The sequence below is a fragment of the Burkholderia sp. AU45251 genome (genome assembly GCF_030482905.1).
Lineage (GTDB): Bacteria > Pseudomonadota > Gammaproteobacteria > Burkholderiales > Burkholderiaceae > Burkholderia > Burkholderia aenigmatica.
This window is the reverse complement of sequence record NZ_JAUJQH010000002.1, coordinates 129,485-146,206: the sequence shown is the minus strand read 5'-3', so window position 1 is coordinate 146,206 and position 16,722 is coordinate 129,485. Positions and strand designations below refer to the sequence as shown.

At 66.7% G+C, this 16,722-nt stretch carries 14 protein-coding genes; 6 read left to right on the top strand and 8 right to left on the bottom strand.

All coding sequences use genetic code 11. The annotated features are described in order from the left end of the window. The first annotated feature begins 118 nt into the window (after window positions 1–118). Window positions 119–1,087, top strand: coding sequence for a cyclase family protein (locus QZM67_RS07340; protein WP_175020795.1), 969 nt, complete (start codon window positions 119–121; stop codon window positions 1,085–1,087). A gap of 66 nt (window positions 1,088–1,153) precedes the next feature. Here the strand turns inward: QZM67_RS07340 and QZM67_RS07335 are convergent, their stop codons facing one another. Beyond that, window positions 1,154–1,942 (bottom strand): SDR family oxidoreductase, encoded by a 789-nt coding sequence (locus tag QZM67_RS07335; protein WP_301801535.1) that lies wholly within the window; start codon window positions 1,940–1,942, stop codon window positions 1,154–1,156. Between the two features lie 231 nt (window positions 1,943–2,173). On the opposite strand from QZM67_RS07335, the gene QZM67_RS07330 reads away from it, so the two are divergent. Further along, the gene (locus QZM67_RS07330) at window positions 2,174–3,121 is read left to right on the top strand and encodes a LysR family transcriptional regulator (RefSeq protein ID WP_301801534.1); all 948 of its coding nucleotides are present in this window, start codon (window positions 2,174–2,176) and stop codon (window positions 3,119–3,121) included. A gap of 107 nt (window positions 3,122–3,228) precedes the next feature. Here the strand turns inward: QZM67_RS07330 and QZM67_RS07325 are convergent, their stop codons facing one another. Together QZM67_RS07325 and QZM67_RS07320 are read right to left on the bottom strand one after the other, a co-directional pair. Further along, window positions 3,229–3,645, bottom strand: a complete 417-nt coding sequence (locus QZM67_RS07325; RefSeq protein WP_175020798.1) for an SRPBCC family protein — start codon at window positions 3,643–3,645, stop codon at window positions 3,229–3,231. A gap of 17 nt (window positions 3,646–3,662) precedes the next feature. After that, window positions 3,663–4,682, bottom strand: a complete 1,020-nt coding sequence (locus tag QZM67_RS07320; RefSeq protein ID WP_175020799.1) for an aldo/keto reductase — start codon at window positions 4,680–4,682, stop codon at window positions 3,663–3,665. Between the two features lie 323 nt (window positions 4,683–5,005). Here QZM67_RS07320 and QZM67_RS07315 point away from each other — a divergent pair, with 323 nt between their 5' ends. Continuing rightward, window positions 5,006–5,347 (top strand): DUF4148 domain-containing protein, encoded by a 342-nt coding sequence (locus tag QZM67_RS07315; RefSeq protein WP_301801533.1) that lies wholly within the window; start codon window positions 5,006–5,008, stop codon window positions 5,345–5,347. Between the two features lie 295 nt (window positions 5,348–5,642). After that, on the top strand, window positions 5,643–6,869 hold the full coding sequence (locus QZM67_RS07310) for an efflux RND transporter periplasmic adaptor subunit (protein ID WP_301801532.1): 1,227 nt from the start codon (window positions 5,643–5,645) through the stop codon (window positions 6,867–6,869). 13 nt (window positions 6,870–6,882) lie between these two features. Here the strand turns inward: QZM67_RS07310 and QZM67_RS07305 are convergent, their stop codons facing one another. Continuing rightward, complete coding sequence (locus QZM67_RS07305; RefSeq protein ID WP_301801531.1) at window positions 6,883–7,935, bottom strand: transposase; 1,053 nt, start codon at window positions 7,933–7,935, stop codon at window positions 6,883–6,885. Window positions 7,936–8,027: 92 nt separating this feature from the next. On the opposite strand from QZM67_RS07305, the gene QZM67_RS07300 reads away from it, so the two are divergent. Both QZM67_RS07300 and QZM67_RS07295 read left to right on the top strand, forming a co-directional pair. Then, the gene (locus tag QZM67_RS07300; RefSeq protein WP_301801530.1) at window positions 8,028–11,219 is read left to right on the top strand and encodes an efflux RND transporter permease subunit; all 3,192 of its coding nucleotides are present in this window, start codon (window positions 8,028–8,030) and stop codon (window positions 11,217–11,219) included. Next, window positions 11,216–12,610 (top strand): efflux transporter outer membrane subunit, encoded by a 1,395-nt coding sequence (locus tag QZM67_RS07295; RefSeq protein ID WP_301801529.1) that lies wholly within the window; start codon window positions 11,216–11,218, stop codon window positions 12,608–12,610. The genes QZM67_RS07300 and QZM67_RS07295 overlap by 4 nt, the downstream gene beginning before the upstream one ends. A 101-nt stretch (window positions 12,611–12,711) precedes the next feature. Here QZM67_RS07295 and QZM67_RS07290 read toward each other — a convergent pair whose 3' ends face one another. The 4 genes from QZM67_RS07290 to QZM67_RS07275 form a co-directional block, all read right to left on the bottom strand. Beyond that, on the bottom strand, window positions 12,712–13,614 hold the full coding sequence (locus QZM67_RS07290; RefSeq protein WP_175020804.1) for a LysR substrate-binding domain-containing protein: 903 nt from the start codon (window positions 13,612–13,614) through the stop codon (window positions 12,712–12,714). Between the two features lie 208 nt (window positions 13,615–13,822). Continuing rightward, window positions 13,823–14,734, bottom strand: coding sequence for an NAD-dependent epimerase/dehydratase family protein (locus QZM67_RS07285; RefSeq protein WP_301801528.1), 912 nt, complete (start codon window positions 14,732–14,734; stop codon window positions 13,823–13,825). Window positions 14,735–14,980: 246 nt separating this feature from the next. Further along, complete coding sequence (locus tag QZM67_RS07280) at window positions 14,981–15,706, bottom strand: amino acid ABC transporter ATP-binding protein (protein WP_301801527.1); 726 nt, start codon at window positions 15,704–15,706, stop codon at window positions 14,981–14,983. Between the two features lie 22 nt (window positions 15,707–15,728). Beyond that, the gene (locus QZM67_RS07275; RefSeq protein WP_301801526.1) at window positions 15,729–16,700 is read right to left on the bottom strand and encodes an amino acid ABC transporter permease; all 972 of its coding nucleotides are present in this window, start codon (window positions 16,698–16,700) and stop codon (window positions 15,729–15,731) included. Window positions 16,701–16,722 lie beyond the last annotated feature (22 nt).

The window sequence follows — 16,722 nt, the reverse complement described above, 5'->3', positions numbered from 1 at the left end:
GCGCGGCGCGATCTTCATACTGGCCCTGCGTCGCGCCACACCGGGCGCGCGCGTCCGACTCGAATGCCCGCGCGTCAAACCACCGGGGTTCGCGTCGACCATAACGATGGAGACGAACATGTGTGTGCAGAAACCGGCCGACGGCCCGGACGTCAAGCGCCTGCTCGAGGGCCTGCCGACCAACTGGGGCAAGTGGGGGCCTGACGATGAAGTCGGCGCGCTGAACTATCTGCAGGCCGAACAGGTGATGCGCGGCATCGGCGCCGTGCGCCAGGGCCGCACCTTCACGCTGCAGGTGGATATCGGCCACGCGAAGGGCGAGCCGTTGTTTCCGGGGCGACGCCCGTCGATGCGGATGAACGTGCTCGACAAGGGCCACTTTCTCGCGGGCAAGGCGCATTTCGACGGCAACGTCGAATACGCGGACGACGTGATCTTCATGCACGTGCAGGGCTCGACGCAATGCGACGCACTCGGGCACGTGTGGTACGACGATACGCTGTGGAACGGCTATGACGCGCTGAGCACGGTCGGCGGCCTCGATCGCGCGAGCATCCTGCCGATCGCCGAGCGCGGCATCGTCGGCCGCGCAGTGCTGATCGACATCGCGCGCCATCGCAACAAGCGCGTGCTCGACAAGGGCGAGACATTCGATCACCACGACCTGATCGAAGCGGCGCGCGCGCAGAACGTGACGATCGAGCCGCGCGACATCCTGCTGATCCGCACCGGCTGGATCGGGTCGTTCTACGAGCGTGACGAGGCCGAGTTCTATCGCGACTACATCGAGCCGGGGCTCACGTTCAGCCGCGAACTCGTCGAGTGGTTCCGCGAGATGGAGATTCCGAACCTCGTCACCGATACGATGGGCAACGAGGTCACGGTCGACCCTGCATCGGGCGTGATGATCCCGCTGCACAACGCGCTGATGCGCAACCTCGGCGTCGTGTTCACCGAAGTCGTGCTGCTCGACGCGCTCGCGGAAGATTGCGCGCGCGACGGCCAGTGGCAGTTCCTGTACACGGCTGCGCCGCTGAAGATCGTGGGCGGCACCGGTGCGCCGGTCAATCCGCTCGTGATCAAGTAACGCGCATGAAGCAATGCCCGGCGCGCGTCATGCGCCCCGGGCATTCGACTGCAGCCGCGCCGGAAATCAGAACGTGCCCGGATACGCGCCGCCGTCCAGCAGCACGTTCTGCCCCGTCAGATAGCCGGCGTGCGCGCTGCACAGGAATGCGCACACCGCACCGAATTCGCCGGCCGTACCGAAACGCCCGGCCGGCACGTTCCGGCGCTTCGCTTCACGCGTCGCTTCGTAGTCCGTCCCTTCCGCCTGCGCCGACGCTTCGGTCGCCTTCTTCAGGCGGTCGGTATCGAACAGCCCCGGCAACAGGTTGTTGATCGTCACGTTGCGTGCCGCGATGCGCTTCTGCCGCGCGATGCCCGCGACGAAGCCGGTCAGGCCCGTGCGTGCGCCGTTCGACAGCCCGAGCACGTCGATCGGCGCCTTCACCGCGCTCGACGTGATGTTGACGATGCGCCCGAAGCCACGCTCGGTCATCCCGTCGACGGTCGCCTTGATCAGCTCGATGGCCGTCAGCATGTTCGCGTCGAGCGCGGCGATCCAGTCGTCGCGCGTCCACTCGCGGAAGTCGCCCGGCGGCGGGCCGCCGGCGTTGTTCACGAGGATGTCGATGCGCGGCGCGGCCGCGAGTGCCGCCGCGCGGCCCGCGCTCGTCGTGATGTCGCCGGCGACCGCCACCACCGTGACGCCCGGATTGAGCTCGCGCAGTTCGCGCGCGGTCGCCTCGAGTGCGTCGCTGCCGCGCGCGGTGATCACGACGTTCACGCCCTCGGCGACGAGCGCCTGCGCGCAGCCCTTGCCCAGCCCCTTGCTGGCCGCGCAGACCAGCGCCCAACGGCCTTCGATGTTCAGATCCATTTCTGCTTCGCTCCAGGCATCCAGCGCGTGTCGTTCCGGTGTGACCGCAATCGACACGGCAATAAGTTAAAGTTATAGTGCGTGCGACCCGTTCCGCCGCGCCCTCGCGACCCATCGGTCCGCACATCCGAAGAACATACTTAAAACAAGGCTCGACGCGCCAGCATAAAGAGACGCGCCCGTCGCGGCAATTGACAGGATGTGATACCGGTATAACTTTTTGTCACACCCATGACGCCGCCGCTTCACTCGATCATTTCCCGCCTCCACCTGAAGCAGCTGCGCCTGCTGATCGCGCTTGCCGACCAGGGCTCGCTGCTGAAGGCCGCGCAGCAGGTCGCACTCACGCAGCCGGGCGCGAGCAAGGCGCTGCAGGAGATCGAGACGACCTTCGGCACGCCGCTGTTCAACCGCACCAATCGCGGGCTCGAGCCGACCGAAGTCGGCGATTGCGTGATCCGCTATGCGCGGCTGATTCATACCGACCTCGCGCACCTGCGCGAGGAAATCGTCGGCATCCTGCGCGGGCACGGCGGGCGCGTGAGCGTCGGCGTGATCATGGGCGCGGTGCCGCGGCTGACCGACGCGATCTCGACGCTCGTCGCGCGCCATCCGGAGATGTCCGTCGAGATCGTCGAGGACACCAGCGAGGCGCTGCTGAGCGAGATCGACGCGGGCCGGCTCGACCTCGCGATCTGCCGCACGACGATCAGCCGCACACCGCAGCTCTACGACAGCGTGAAGCTGCAGGACGAGACGCTCGCGGTGGTCGCGAACGTGCGCCATCCGCTGAAGAGCGCGAAGACGCTCGCACTGCGCGATCTCGCCGAGTACCGGTGGGTCGTGTATCGCGCGAACATGCCGATGCGGCTGCTGCTCGAGCGCGAATTCCTCGAAGCCGACATCCGCTTTCCGCCCCATCTGCTCGAAACGACGTCGGCGTTCGCGACGCTCGCGCTGCTGCAGGGCAATCCGTCGTTCGTCGCGCTCGTGTCGATCGATGTCGCCGAATTCTTCGCGCGGCACGGCATGACGCGCATCCTGCCGCTCAAGATCGGTTCGCGCAGCGAGCCTTACGAGCTCGTCACGCGCAAGGGCGCGCCGATCTCGCCCGGCGCGCGCCTGCTGATCGACGAACTGCATGTCGACGGCGGCGGCGCGCCGGACTCGATGGAGTAAGCCAGGCAAACATGCCAACGCCTTCGCCGTGGGCGTCAACCCCGGCGAAGGCGCCGACGGAGCCCGATATCGCCAGGCTCCTGCTCGCACGCTGCGATGCGCCGCCGTCAGGCCGCCGCGAACCGCTTCGCGAGTTCCGCGAGGCCGTCTTCGTAGATCCCGCGGAACAGCTTGACGGTGTCGTCGTCGGTCGCGCCGTGCGGCGTGAACGTGCCCGACCACTCGACGGTCGACGCGTTCGGGCCGTTTTCGCGCACGCGCAGCGTGGAGCGATAGTTCACGACCGGGAACGGTGCTTCGAGGATCGCGTACGTGTAGCTGCGCGCCGCTTCGTCGAACGCGACCAGCCGCTCGACGATCGCCTCGCCGGCCGGGTTCGCGAGACGCCGTACGCGCCCGCCTTCGCTCAGCTCGCTGGCCGGAATGTACGACAGCCAGTCGGGCAGCGACCCGAAGCCGCCGATCAGTTGCCAGACGGTCTCGGCCGAAGCCGGGAGTTCGATGCTTGCATTTGCCTGTGCCATGTCATCACCTTTGAGGATTAACGATCGGTCGGCAGCGGCGCATTGGCCGCAATCAGACCTTGTTCACGCATTTCACGCCAGAAGTCGGCCGGAATCACCACGTTCAGCGCAGCCTGGTCTTCCGCGATCCGCTCCGGACGGCTCGCGCCCGGAATCACCGCGACGGTGGCCGGATGCGACATCGAGAACTGCAGCGCGGCGGCCTTGATCGGCACGTTGTAGCGCGTGGCGATCGCCTTGATCCGCTCGACCTTCGCGAGGATTTCCGGCGAAGCCTTCTGGTATTCGAAGTGCGTGCCGCCTGCGAGCACGCCCGAGCTGTACGGGCCGCCGACGACGATCCCGACGTTCTGCGCGGCCGCCGCCGGCATCACGCGTTGCAGCGCGCGCTCGTGATCGAGCAGCGTGTAGCGGCCGGCCAGCAGCATGCCGTCCGGTTGCGGTTCGGCAAGGTCGAGCACCAGTTCGACCGGCTCCACGCGGTTCACGCCGAGGCCCCAGGCCTTGATCACGCCTTCTTCGCGCAGCTTGCTCAGCACGCGGAATGCGCCCTTGCGCGCCACTTCGAATTGCGCGAGCCATTCGTCGCCGTAGAAGTCCTGGGCGATGTCGTGCACCCAGACGATGTCGAGGCGGTCGGTGCGCAGGCGCTTCAGGCTGTCCTCGATCGAACGCAGCGTCGCGTCGGCCGTGTAGTCGTTGACGATGCGGTTCGGCCGGCCGTGTTCGAACAGGCCGCCCTTTTCGCCGAGATCGCGCGCCGACACGTCTTCGATTTCGTCGAGGATCACGCGGCCGACCTTCGTGCTCAGCACGTATTCGTCACGTGGGTGGTTCGCCAGCGCGTCGCCGAGGCGGATTTCCGCGAGGCCGGCGCCGTAGAACGGGGCCGAATCGAAATAACGGATACCGTGTTGCCATGCCGCTTCGACGGTGGCCGCGGCTTCCGCGTCGGGGATGTTGCGGAACATGTTGCCGAGCGGGGCCGTACCGAAACCAAGGATCTTGTTACCGGGCAGCTTGTCTTTGAGACTCATGATTTTCTCCAGGGAGTGAGGGAAAGCGAGTTCAGTCTAGGCAGGCGGGTTAAGTCTGTCCAAGACGGAATTCGACAAACTTGAGTCCCACGAGGTCTAACCGGCCCGTTTGATGCCTGTTTCGATCGGCGGCCCCGGCACCCGGTTCGGGTGGAACGCCCGGCCAGCAAGGCTGCTGACCAAATCCATGCCCGATTCGTGATTCCAGATCAAAAATTATTTGGCCCGGCAGCCGTTTTTCCCGGGCGGCGCGATACCTATATTGGCTGCACTCGCAACGACATCACGTGGTTGCGGTTCACTCAACCTGATAGGTACCCACGATGAAAACGCTGATCTCTTCCACGCTTGCCGCACTGATCCTTTCCGCCCCGGCGCTGTCGTTCGCGCAGCAGGCCGACCATCAACTGACCCGTGCCGAAGTGAAGGCCGAAATGGCCCGCCTGGCGGCCGTCGGCTACACCCCGGCCCTGGACCACAACCACTATCCGGAAGCGATCCTCGCCGCCGAAAAGCGTGTGCGTGACAACGCCGTCGCACAGGCAGCACCGAACGCCGCACCGGCCGCCGACACCACCGGTTACGGCAGCGCGGGCCGCACGAACGTCGAATCCGGCCGCGCGATGATGATCAACGCCCGCGACTCGATCTATCGCGGTCATTGAGTCGCGTCGACGCGCCAGGGAGCACGCCTCTCGACACGCGCACACGCTCGTCCCGCCCCTCCGCATGGCCGGCCCGAATCGCCTGAACAGGCATTCGGGCCGCGCGTCGTCGCTGCATGTCCCCTCCTTCGCGCTGTTCCGCGAAACCGGCTCGCACGCCGTCACCGCACACGGCGATTCGTGACTGCGCAGTACAAGTTCTTATGCCGCTTCATCCGTTTATCCGCCGCGCGCCGCGCACGATACTGCGCACCATCCGGCGCCACGCGCCTCACTCGATATTTCGCACACACGTATGAACCGATATCCAGGATTGAAGCGCATCGCGCGACCGGCCGCGCTGACCGTGCTGGCCGCCGTTCCGCTGGCCGCGCTCTTCGCATTGTCCGGCTGCCAGTCGGACGACAAGGCGCCGGCCGCGACGCCGAGCGTGATCGTCAGCGCGCCCGTCGCGCGCGACGTCAACGACGTCGACGTCTATACGGGCCGCTTCGAAGCGGTCGACACCGTCGACGTGCGTCCGCGCGTGAGCGGCTATCTCGACAAGGTCGCGTTCCAGGACGGCGCGACCGTCCGCAAGGGCGACCTGCTGTTCGTCATCGACCCGCGCCCGTACCAGGCAGCCATGACGGCCGCGCAAGGCGCGCTCGAACGCGCGCAGTCGCAACTGAAGCTGAGCCGGCAGGATTTCGAGCGCGCGAGCGTCCTGATCAAGACCGACACGATCGCGCAAAGCCTCTACGACCAGCGCCGGCAGGCCGTGCAAAGCGCGCAGGCCGAGGTGACGAGCGCGCAAGGCGCAGTCGAACGCGCGCAGCTCGACCTGTCGTTCACGCGCATCGTCGCGCCGATGTCCGGCCGCATCAGCCGCAAGCGCGTCAGCGAGGGCAATCTCGTGAAAGGCGGCGACAGCGACGCGACCGTGCTGACGACGATCGTGTCGCAGGATCCGATCGACATCTACTTCGACGTCGATGAGGAAAGCTACCTGCGCTACACCCGCGAAGCGCAGAAAAGCGGCGGCAATGCGTCGTCGCGACAGGTCGCGATCGCGCTGCCGGGCGATGCGCAGCCGTCGCTGACGGGCACGATGGATTTCGTCGACAACCGCCTCGACGACTCGACGGGCACGTTGCGGCAGCGTGCGCGCGTCGCGAATCCGGACCGGCGCCTGAGCCCCGGCCAGTTCGGCCGCGTGTATCTGTCGAGCCGCGTCGCGCACCACGCGCTGCTCGTGCCGGATGCGGCCGTCGCGACCGATGCGACGCGTCGCGTGCTGTACTTCGTCGACGCGAACGGCGCCGTCGCGATCCGCCCGGTGACGCCCGGTCGCCTGTACGGCAACCTGCGCGAAATCGACGCGGGGCTGAACGCGGGCGACCGCGTGATCGTCGACGGCTTCCAGCGCGTGCAGGCCGGCGACAAGGTCAAGGCCGTGCCGCGCGCGATCGATGCGGCCAATACGGCCAATACGGCCACCGTGGCCAACGCGGCCAGCGGCACGACCGGGAGCGCGCATTGACGTCCTCCTCCGCCTAAAGGCGGAGGATTCCCACACCTGGCGATGCACGTCCGCATCGGAGAATGTTCACAGCAGCGTTGGTATCTCGATCATGCTCGACACCACAGTCACTACAGGTCCACTCTCTTATTCTCAGTCCCGCGATACCTTTCGGCCGCGTCGTGCTGTCTTTCGACCCGCACGCCGAACAGGACTGGGTAGAACCGCTTTCGTCGACTTCCTCAAACGTGGCCCCGTGCGCCATCGCCTTGTAACGGAGCTTGTTTCGGAAGGACGACCAGGATGCGTCATAGACGCTCTTCGCCATCCTGGTTCTGGCGAGTTTCGCGGCCGACACGTTGCCGACCGCGAGGTAATCGAAACGCCGCACCAGATCGAGCGCGAGCTTGTGTTGGAAATCGGCACGGGAATTCGCGACCTTGGCGTGCAACTTCGCGATATGTCGCTTGTGCTTTCGCGCTCGCTGCGCTTTGGCCAGCTTTTCGGCCGCGCATCGACCGAACTGGTCGTTTGGCAGTTTCTCTCCCGTCGAAAGTGTGGCGAAGTCTTTCAGGCCGAGATCGATACCGACACCGGAACGGATCGGGCGGGCCTGAACATCGGGCATCTCAATCGCGATGTTGAGAAACCAGTTGCCCCGTGCATCCTGCGCAAAGTTGGTTCCGTCCTTGATCTTCCCTTCTGGAAGCGGTCGGCTGTTGAACACGCGGAAGGTATTGCCGGCGAAGCGAAACGCATCGCCTTCGCGCTTCAGGTCACGGCCTTTCAGTGGCACCCAGCCAAGCGATTTTCTGCCGCGATAGCGCAGGTAGGGCCGACGGTTCCGACTGCGCGACTTCGCGTATTGCTCGCACGTTGCGTTGATCGTGCCGGAGTGGATGCCGAGTTCTTTGCTGCTACCGGTGGTCAGCACGTTCAGATCGAATCCGGTCGGCCACTTCTTGCTCCACTTGAGCGCGTGCTTCTGCGTGTCGTTGCAGAAGTTCCAGACGTAGTTCACCGCACGGCTCTGCTTGTTGAGCAGTCCGTTGAGCGACTTCACGCGGTAGCGGTAGACAAGGATCATGCGGGTGATCCTAACCCGTGGAAGAAGCTGCCTGTCAACCGCACTCCTTTCCTTCCCGCCATCAATGGCGGGGTTTCTCGGAGCAAATTCCAATGAACCTCGGCCGCCTGTCCGTCCAGCAGCCGGTGCTCGCGATCGTCCTGTCGATCGTGCTGACGATCGCCGGTGCGCTGGCCTATTTCTCGCTCGCGGTGTCCGAGTATCCGGACATCGCGCCGCCAACCGTCGTGATCCAGGCAACCTATCCGGGCGCGTCCGCGGAAACGGTCTCGCAAACGGTGTCGACGCCGATCGAACTGGAAGTGAACGGCGTGGAAGACATGCTGTACATGTACAGCCAGGCGACGTCCGACGGCAGCCTGAACATCACCGTGACGTTCAAGCCCGGCACCGACGTCGACAAGGCGCAGGTGCTCGTGCAGAACCGCGTCGCGCTCGCGACGCCGCGCCTGCCGGAGCCCGTGCAGCGCAGCGGCGTGTCGGTGCGCAAGTCGTCGCCGACGCAGCTCGGCACGATCTTCCTGTACTCGCCGGACCAGCGCTACGATCCGCTGTACGTGTCGAACTACGCGATCCGCAACGTCGCCGACGTGCTGAAGCGGATCGAAGGCGTCGGCGACATCAATCCGCTCGGCGCGCGCGAATACTCGATGCGCATCTGGCTCGATCCCGAGCGCGTCGCGTCGTTCGGCCTGAGCCCGGGCGACCTGATCGCCGCGGTGCGTTCGCAGAACACGCAGCTCGCGGGCGGCGTGGTCGCGCAGGCGCCGATCACGAACCAGGCGTTCCAGCCGAACCTGATCTTCGAAGGGCGGCTCAAGCGCCCCGAGGATTTCAGCGACATCGTCGTCAAGCAAGGCAAGGACGGACGGCTCGTGCGGCTGAAGGATGTCGCACGCGTCGAAGTCGGCGCGCTCGCGTATGCGACCGACAGCTACATGCTGCGCCACCCGACGATCGCGCTGCAGGTGCTGCAGCAGCCCGGCGCGAATGCGGTCGCGACAATGGACGCGGTCGAGAAGAAGATGGCCGAGCTGTCGAAGGATTTCCCGAAGGGCATCGTCTACAACATCGGCTACAACCCGACCGCGTTCATCGGCGACAGCATCCACGAACTCGTCAAGACGATCTACGAAGCCGTCGTGCTCGTCGTGTTCGTCGTGCTGCTGTTCCTGCAGGGCTGGCGGCCGTCGATCATCCCGATCCTGTCGATTCCGGTGTCGCTCGTCGGCACGTTCGCGGCGATGGCCGTGCTCGGCTACTCGATCAACAACCTGACGCTGTTCGGCCTCGTGCTCGCGGTGGGGATCGTCGTCGACAACGCGATCGTCGTGGTCGAGAACGTCGAGCGGCACCTGTCGGCCGGCGCGAGGCCGCGCGATGCGACGCTGCTGACGATGAAGGAAGTCGGCGGCGCGCTGTTCGCGATCACGCTCGTGCTGTGTGCGGTGTTCGTGCCGACTTCGTTCATTCCGGGCATCTCGGGCCAGTTCTTCCGCCAGTTCGGCGTGACGATCGCCGTGTCGACCGCGATCTCGTTCTTCACGTCGGTCACGCTCGCGCCCGCACTCTCCGCGATGATGCTGAAAGCGCACGCTGGCGACCATGATGCGCCCGCGCCGGCATCGCGCAGGGCCGCGCTGTTCGCGCCGGCGATGCGTATCGCGCGGCGCTTCTCGAACGCGTTCAACCGCGCGTTCCAGCGCCTGTCCGATGCATATGGCCGGCTGGTCAGGAAGGTCGTGCGGATCATCCCGGCGATGGGCGTGCTGTACGTGGTGCTGATTGCCGCGACCGGCTACCTGCTCGTGTCGAGCCCGAAGGGTTTCATTCCCGCGCAGGATCGCGGCTACCTCGTCGTGCTCGTGCGGATGCCCGACGGCGCGACGCTCGAACGCACGAGCGCGGTCGCACGCAAGATCGAGGACATCGCGCTGTCGGTCCCCGGTGTCGCGCGTGTGCCGGTGTTCTCCGGCGTGAACGCGGCGACCGGCACGAACTCGGCGAACAGCGCCGGCCTGTTCCCGGTGTTTCAGCCCTGGCCGGAACGCAAGGCGCGCGGCCTGACGATCGACACGATTGCCGCCGAGATGCGCAAGCGGCTCGCAACCATCACCGAAGCGTCGATCGTCGTGGCGATGCCGCCGCCGGTGCAGGGCCTCGGCAGCACGGGCGGCTTCGCGATGCGGCTCGAAGACCGCAACGGGCTCGGCACCGCCGCGCTCGCGAAGGCGACACAGGATCTCGTCGCGGCTGCGAACCGCACACCCGGCATGGTCGGCGTCTATACGTCCTATTCCGCGACGAGCCCGCAGGTGCACGTCGAGCTCGACCGCGAGAAGGCCGAGATGCTCGGCGTGCCGAGCCAGGCGATCAACGACGCGGTCGAAACGTATTTCGGCTCGACCTATATCAACGATTTCAACATCGTCGGGCGCACCTATCGCGTGACCGCGCAGGCCGACCTGCCGTTCCGCGTCGGTGCCTCCGATCTCGCACGGCTGAAGGTGCGCAACCGCGACGGCGAGATGGTGCCGATCGGCAGCGTGACGCGCATCGACGACACGCTCGGCGTCGATCGCGCACCGCGCTACAACCTGTATCCGGCCACCGAAATCAACGGCGATACGGCACCGGGCCTCGGCTCGGGCTTTGCGATCAAGACGATGGAAACGCTCGCGAAACAGGTGCTGCCGCCCGGCATCTCGTTCGAATGGACCGACCTGTCGTATCAGCAGACCACGGCCGGCAACACGGGGCTGCTCGTGTTCCCGCTGTGCGTGCTGCTCGTCTATCTGGTGCTCGCCGCGCAGTACGGCAGCTGGAGCCTGCCCGTGTCGATCCTGCTGATCGTGCCCATGTGCCTGCTCGCCGCGTCGCTCGGCGTGCGCGCGCTCGGCCAGGACGTGAACATCCTCACGCAGATCGGCTTCATCGTGCTGGTCGGGCTCGCCGCGAAGAACGCGATCCTGATCGTCGAGGTCGCGCGGCAGCTGGAGGCCGACGGCACCGAACTCGTCGAGGCCGTCGTCGAAGCCTGCGTGCAGCGGCTGCGCCCGATCGTGATGACGTCGCTCGCGTTCATCCTCGGCGTGCTGCCGCTCGTGATCTCCGAAGGTGCCGGCGCGGAAATGCGCCAGGCCGTCGGTGCAGCCGTGTTCTTCGGCATGATCGGCGTGACGTTCTTCGGGCTGCTGTTTACGCCCGTGTTCTATGTGATGGTTCGCCGGCTCGCGATGCGCAAGACCGCTGTCGCAACCGTCACCGAAGAGGTGGTGCAATGAAGTTCGTTCGACTCGTGGCCGCGCTGTCCGCGGCCGCCCTCCTGACCGCGTGCACGAGCGCGCCGGTCGCCACCGTTTCGCCGCCGCCGCTGGCCGCGACCTATGCGAACGCGGATCTCGCGGCCACCGGCCCGGCCGCCGACACCGGCGCGTGGTGGCACGGCTTTCACGATCCGATCCTCGACCGGCTGGTCGACACGGCGCTCGCGAACAATCTCGACCTGCAGGCGGCAGTCGCGCGCATCGACGCGGCGCGCGCGGTGCGGATCGGCGCCGCGTCGCAGTGGTTCCCGTCGCTCGACCTGAACGCGAGTGCCGGCCGCCAGCGGCTGTCCGCGTCGCAGGCGTTCCCGACCGATACGCCGACGACCGGCAATGCGTTCGACCTGAACGCGAGCCTCGCCTGGGAAATCGACATCTTCGGTCGCATCCGCCAGGGCGTGTCGGCAGCCGACGCGGACATCGCGTCCGCGCAGAACGATGCGGCGGCCGTGCGGATCGCGACGATCGACGAAACCGTGCGCACCTACGTGACGGCGCGCGGGCTCGAACAGCGGCTCGCACTGGTCGAGGCCAATGCGTTGAGCCAGCGCAGCACCGAGGAATCGACGCGACGCCTGTTCGACGCGGGCGTCGTGCCGGTTGCCGACGTCGACCGCGCCGCCGCGCAAACGGAAACGACGCTGGCCGAGCTGCCCGCGCTGCAACTGCAGCGGCAGGCCGCGATCCACCGGTTGTCGATCATCACCGCATCGACGCCGCAGGATGTCTATGCGCGGCTCGATCCGCCCGCGCCGGGGCCGGTATGGACGGCCGCCGCGCCGGGCATCGGCACGCCGGCCGACCTGCTGCGCCGCCGGCCCGACATCCGCGCGGCCGAGGCGCGCGTCGTCGCGGCCTATGCACGGATCGGCGTGGCCGAGGCCGACCTCAAGCCGCACCTGCAACTGATCGGCGTGATCGGCGCGGCGATCGACGGCTTCTCGGGTGCGACGCTCGCGCGTTCGCTCGCATGGATGGCCGGCGCCGGTGCGAGCGCACCGCTGTTCGACGGCGGGCGGCGCCGCAGTGTCGTCGCGTTGCGCCGTGCGCAGGCCGATCAGGCCGTCGCTGCGTATCGCACGACGGTGCTGACCGCCGTCAGCGACGTCGAGACGTCGGTGGCCGCCACCGCCCGCGATCACAGCCGGACCGAGCGCCTCGAACGCGCGGTATCGAACGCGCGTGGCGCGTATACGCAGATCAACCGGTCGTGGCGCAGCGGCGAATCGGCGTTCATCGATACGCTGGAAGTGCAGCGCTCGCTGCTCGCGGCCGAGGATTCGCTCGCGCAGGCACGCACCGAGGAAATGCTGAGCCAGGTCAGGCTGATGAGCGCGCTGGGGCAGTAAGCGCGTTTCGGGTTCGACCGATATGCAAAGGGCGACGGGTTCGATGTCATTCGAACCCGTCGCCCTTTTTGCGTTGCATGGCCAGTCGCTTACCGCACGGTTCAGTCGATGTCGCCGCCTTCCTTCAACTGCGCGCTCACATAGTCGAGAAAACTGACGATGCGCGACGACAGCGTCGCGTTGCGATAGAACACCGCGTGAATCGGCTGGCGGAACTCGGTGGTGTCGTCGACGAGCACTTCGACCAGGCTGCCGTCGCGACGATGCGTGCCCGTCATGTAGTCGGCCAGGCACACGATGCCGGCGCCGTTGAGCGCGAGCGTCAGCAGCGTCTCGCCGCTCGACGCCTGCAGCGCCGGATGAATCCGGTACGCGCCGCCGTCGGCCGTGCGCAGCGGCCAGTGGTTCAGTGTTTCCGGCTGCACGAAGCCGAGCAGCGTATGGTTCGCCAGATCGGCGACGCTCGCCGGCACGCCGGCTTTCTCCAGATAAGCGGGGCTCGCGAGGATACGCAGCCGGCTGCTGCCGAGCCGGCGCGCATGCAGCGTCGAATCGCGCAGCTCACCGATCCGGATCGCCACGTCGGTGCGCTGTTCGAGCAGGTCGATGATCTCGTCGCTCGTGTGGAGTTCGGCCGCAATCGCCGGATACGCTTCGCGGAAGCCGGGCATCATCGGCGCGATCACGTGCTGCATGAACGGCATCGCCGCGTTGATCCGCAAGCGCCCGGACGGCGTCTCGCGCTGGCTGACGATCTGCTCCTCGGCAAATTCGACCGACGCGATGATGTCGCGCGCGTATTCGAGGAACAGCTTGCCCTCCTCGGTCACTTCGAGGCGGCGCGTCGTGCGGCGGATCAGCGTCGTGTCGAGCTTCTCCTCGAGGCGCCGCAGGATCCGACTCATCACCGAGGTCGGCTGATGCAGCTTGTCGGCCGCGCCCGTCAGCGAACCGGTATCGGCGATGGTCACGAACGCGAGCATCTCGTCGAGGGTCGTCTTCATGGTCGGCAGTCGTCAGCGGTTTCAGGAACCGTCACGATAGTGCCGCCGCGCCGGTTTGATAAGCGGGCGCGGACGCGAATCACAGTTGATTTCGATTCAACAATGCGTGGCGAATATTGTCTGAAGAAGCCGGAATGAGGCCGGTGGCCGGTCACGCAGACGCGCCCGGGCGGGCGCGCCTTGCTTCATACGGGTCGGGGCACCGGCTTCACGCCGCGACGGGCATCTCGTCGCGGATCCAGTCGAGCATTGCGCCGTGCTTCGGTGCCCACCCGAGTTCCTGCCGCGCACGCAGCGCCTTCACGCGGCTGTTCGACGCGAGCGAGAAATGCGCACGCGAATGACCGAGCGCCTGCGCCGCATCGGCAATATCCCATTCGACGACGGACGGCAAGCCGAGCCGCTCGCCGAGCGCATGGCCGATTTCGACGAACGACGCTTCGCCGTTCTCCGCAAAATAGAACGCACCGGGCGACGCCGCATGGATCGCGCGCAGATACAGATCGGCGACATCGGCGACATGCACGTTCGACCAGCGGTTCAGCCCCTTGCCGATCACGCGCACGGCGCCGGTGTCACGCGCGATGGCCCCGAGCAGCGGAAGCTGTGCGCTGTCGCGGCGGATACCGAGACCGTCGCCGTAGATCATGCTGTTGCAGATCACGGCCGAGCGGATGCCGAGGTTCGCGGCCGACATCACAAGCCGGTCGATTGCGTGGCGCTCGGCCTTCGCGGGTTTGACGACGGGCGTCGTTTCGTCGAACACGGCGGCATCGCCATGCGCGCCCTGTGCGTCGTCCGCGATCACGCTGGTGCCGCTCGTATGCAGGAACGTCTTGCCCGAGCCGCTCAGCGCCGCGATGATCGTCTCGACGGCCTCGCGGTGATCGCTGCTCGCCGCGTTGACGACGCAGTCCGCGTCGCGCGCGAACGCATGCAGCAGCGCCGCGTCGTCGAGCGTGCCGACGACCGGCATGATGCCGGCCGCCGCGAGTGTCGCGGCGTTGTCGCTATCGCGCGTCAAGCCGGTGACGACGTGCCCGGCCGAGACGAGCCGCGCGGCCACCGAGCCGCCGATGTAGCCGCTGGCGCCCGTCACGAATATCTTGATGCCCTTCATGTACCGCTCCGATGGCGAGATCGCCGGTTCGGGAGGCGCCTCGCGAGAATGGTCGGCGCATGCGCTCCGGGTTCGCGGTGACGCAGGCCGTCGATGGCGGCCCCTGCCGCGCGGAAACGCGCAAGGCCGCCGTGCGGAGCCAGTATCGATGCCCTGCACCCGGTCGAGAAAGAGGCCGGGCGCGAAAACAGTTTTGACCGGAGCGGGAAGATGCGCGCGACGGTCGCCACCTCGCCGGCACCGCGCTCAGTGCAGGATCTTCTGCAGGAAATCCCGTGCGCGCGCCGATTTCGGCGCCGCGAAGAACGCGTCCTTGTCGTCGTCCTCGACGATCCGCCCCTGGTCCATGAAGATCACGCGATGCGCGACCTTCTTCGCGAAGCCCATCTCGTGCGTCACGCACATCATCGTCATGCCGTCCTGCGCGAGCTCGACCATCACGTCGAGCACCTCGTTGATCATCTCCGGATCCAGCGCCGACGTCGGTTCGTCGAACAGCATCGCGACCGGGTCCATCGACAGCGCACGCGCGATCGCGACGCGCTGCTGCTGCCCGCCCGACAACTGCCCCGGATACTTGTCCGCCTGCGCGCGCAGGCCGACGCGCTCGAGCAGCCCGAGCGCCTTCGCAGCCGCTTCGTCAGCGGAGCGGCCGAGCACCTTGCGCTGCGCAAGCGTGAGATTCTCCGCGATCGACAGGTGCGGAAACAGCTCGAAGTGCTGGAACACCATGCCGACCTTCGCGCGCAGCTTCGGCAGGTCGGTCCGGCGATCGCCGACCGACACGCCGCCGACGCGGATCGTGCCCTGCTGGAACGGCTCGAGCCCGTTGACGGTCTTGATCAGCGTCGATTTCCCCGACCCCGACGGGCCGCAGACCACGACCACCTCGCCCTTCCCCACCGTCGTCGTGCAATCGGTCAGCACCTGGAACGGGCCGTACGACTTGGATACGTTGTCGATCTCGATCATGCTTCGCTCCGGTTTGCGCGCATCAACGCACGGCCTTGCGGAATCGTTTCTCGATGCGCGCCTGCACCACTTCGAGCACGAGCGACATCACCCAGTAGACCAGCGCCGCGCTGATCAGCATCTCCATGTGGCGGAACTCCTTCTGGCCTTCCGTCGTCGCGACGTAGGTCAGCTCCCACACGCCGACGACGGACACCAGCGAGCTGTCCTTCAGCATCGCGATGAACTGGTTGCCGGTCGGCGGAATGATCACGCGCATCGCCTGCGGCAGGATGATCAGCCGCATCATCTGCGCCGGCGTGAAGCCGAGCGCGCGCGCGGCGTTCCACTGGCCCTGCGGGATGCTCTGGATCCCGGCGCGGAAGATCTCCGTCATGTACGCGCCGTAGCACAGCGACAGCGCGGTCACGCCGGCCGGAATCGGATCGACGACGTAGCCGAGCTGCGGCAGCCCGAGATACAGGATGAATATCTGCATCAGCAGCGGCAGCCCGCGAAACAGCGACGTATAGAACGACGCGATGCCGATCGCGATGCCGTTCGACGACAGCTTCGCGAGCGCGCCGATCAGCGCGAGCACGAATGCGATCGAGATCGAGATCGCCGACACGAGCAGCGTCGTCACCGCGCCCTGGCTGATCAGGTAGCCGATCTTGCGATGGATGAATTCGAAGCTCAGGTCGAACGTCGACAGGAACGCGGCCAGCAACAGCAGCAGTTCGCACCAGACGATCGCGATCTGCACACGCGACGGCAGCCGCGTCAGCAGGTAACCGTTCGCGATCAGCACGGCGGCACCGGCCGCGAGCATCAGCAGCGCATGCAGCGCGCCCGGCAACGCGCCGATGCCGGGCAGCGCCGCAAGGTTCAGCGTCGCCGCCCACTGCGGCACGTTGCGCGCGATCGCGAAGACCACGGCCAGCGCGACGATCGCGGCCGCCAGCGCGGTGCCGCGCCAGCCTTTCTTCGTTCTCGGCAGGTTGTCTGCAAGCATGTGTTTCTCCTGTAGGCGGGGC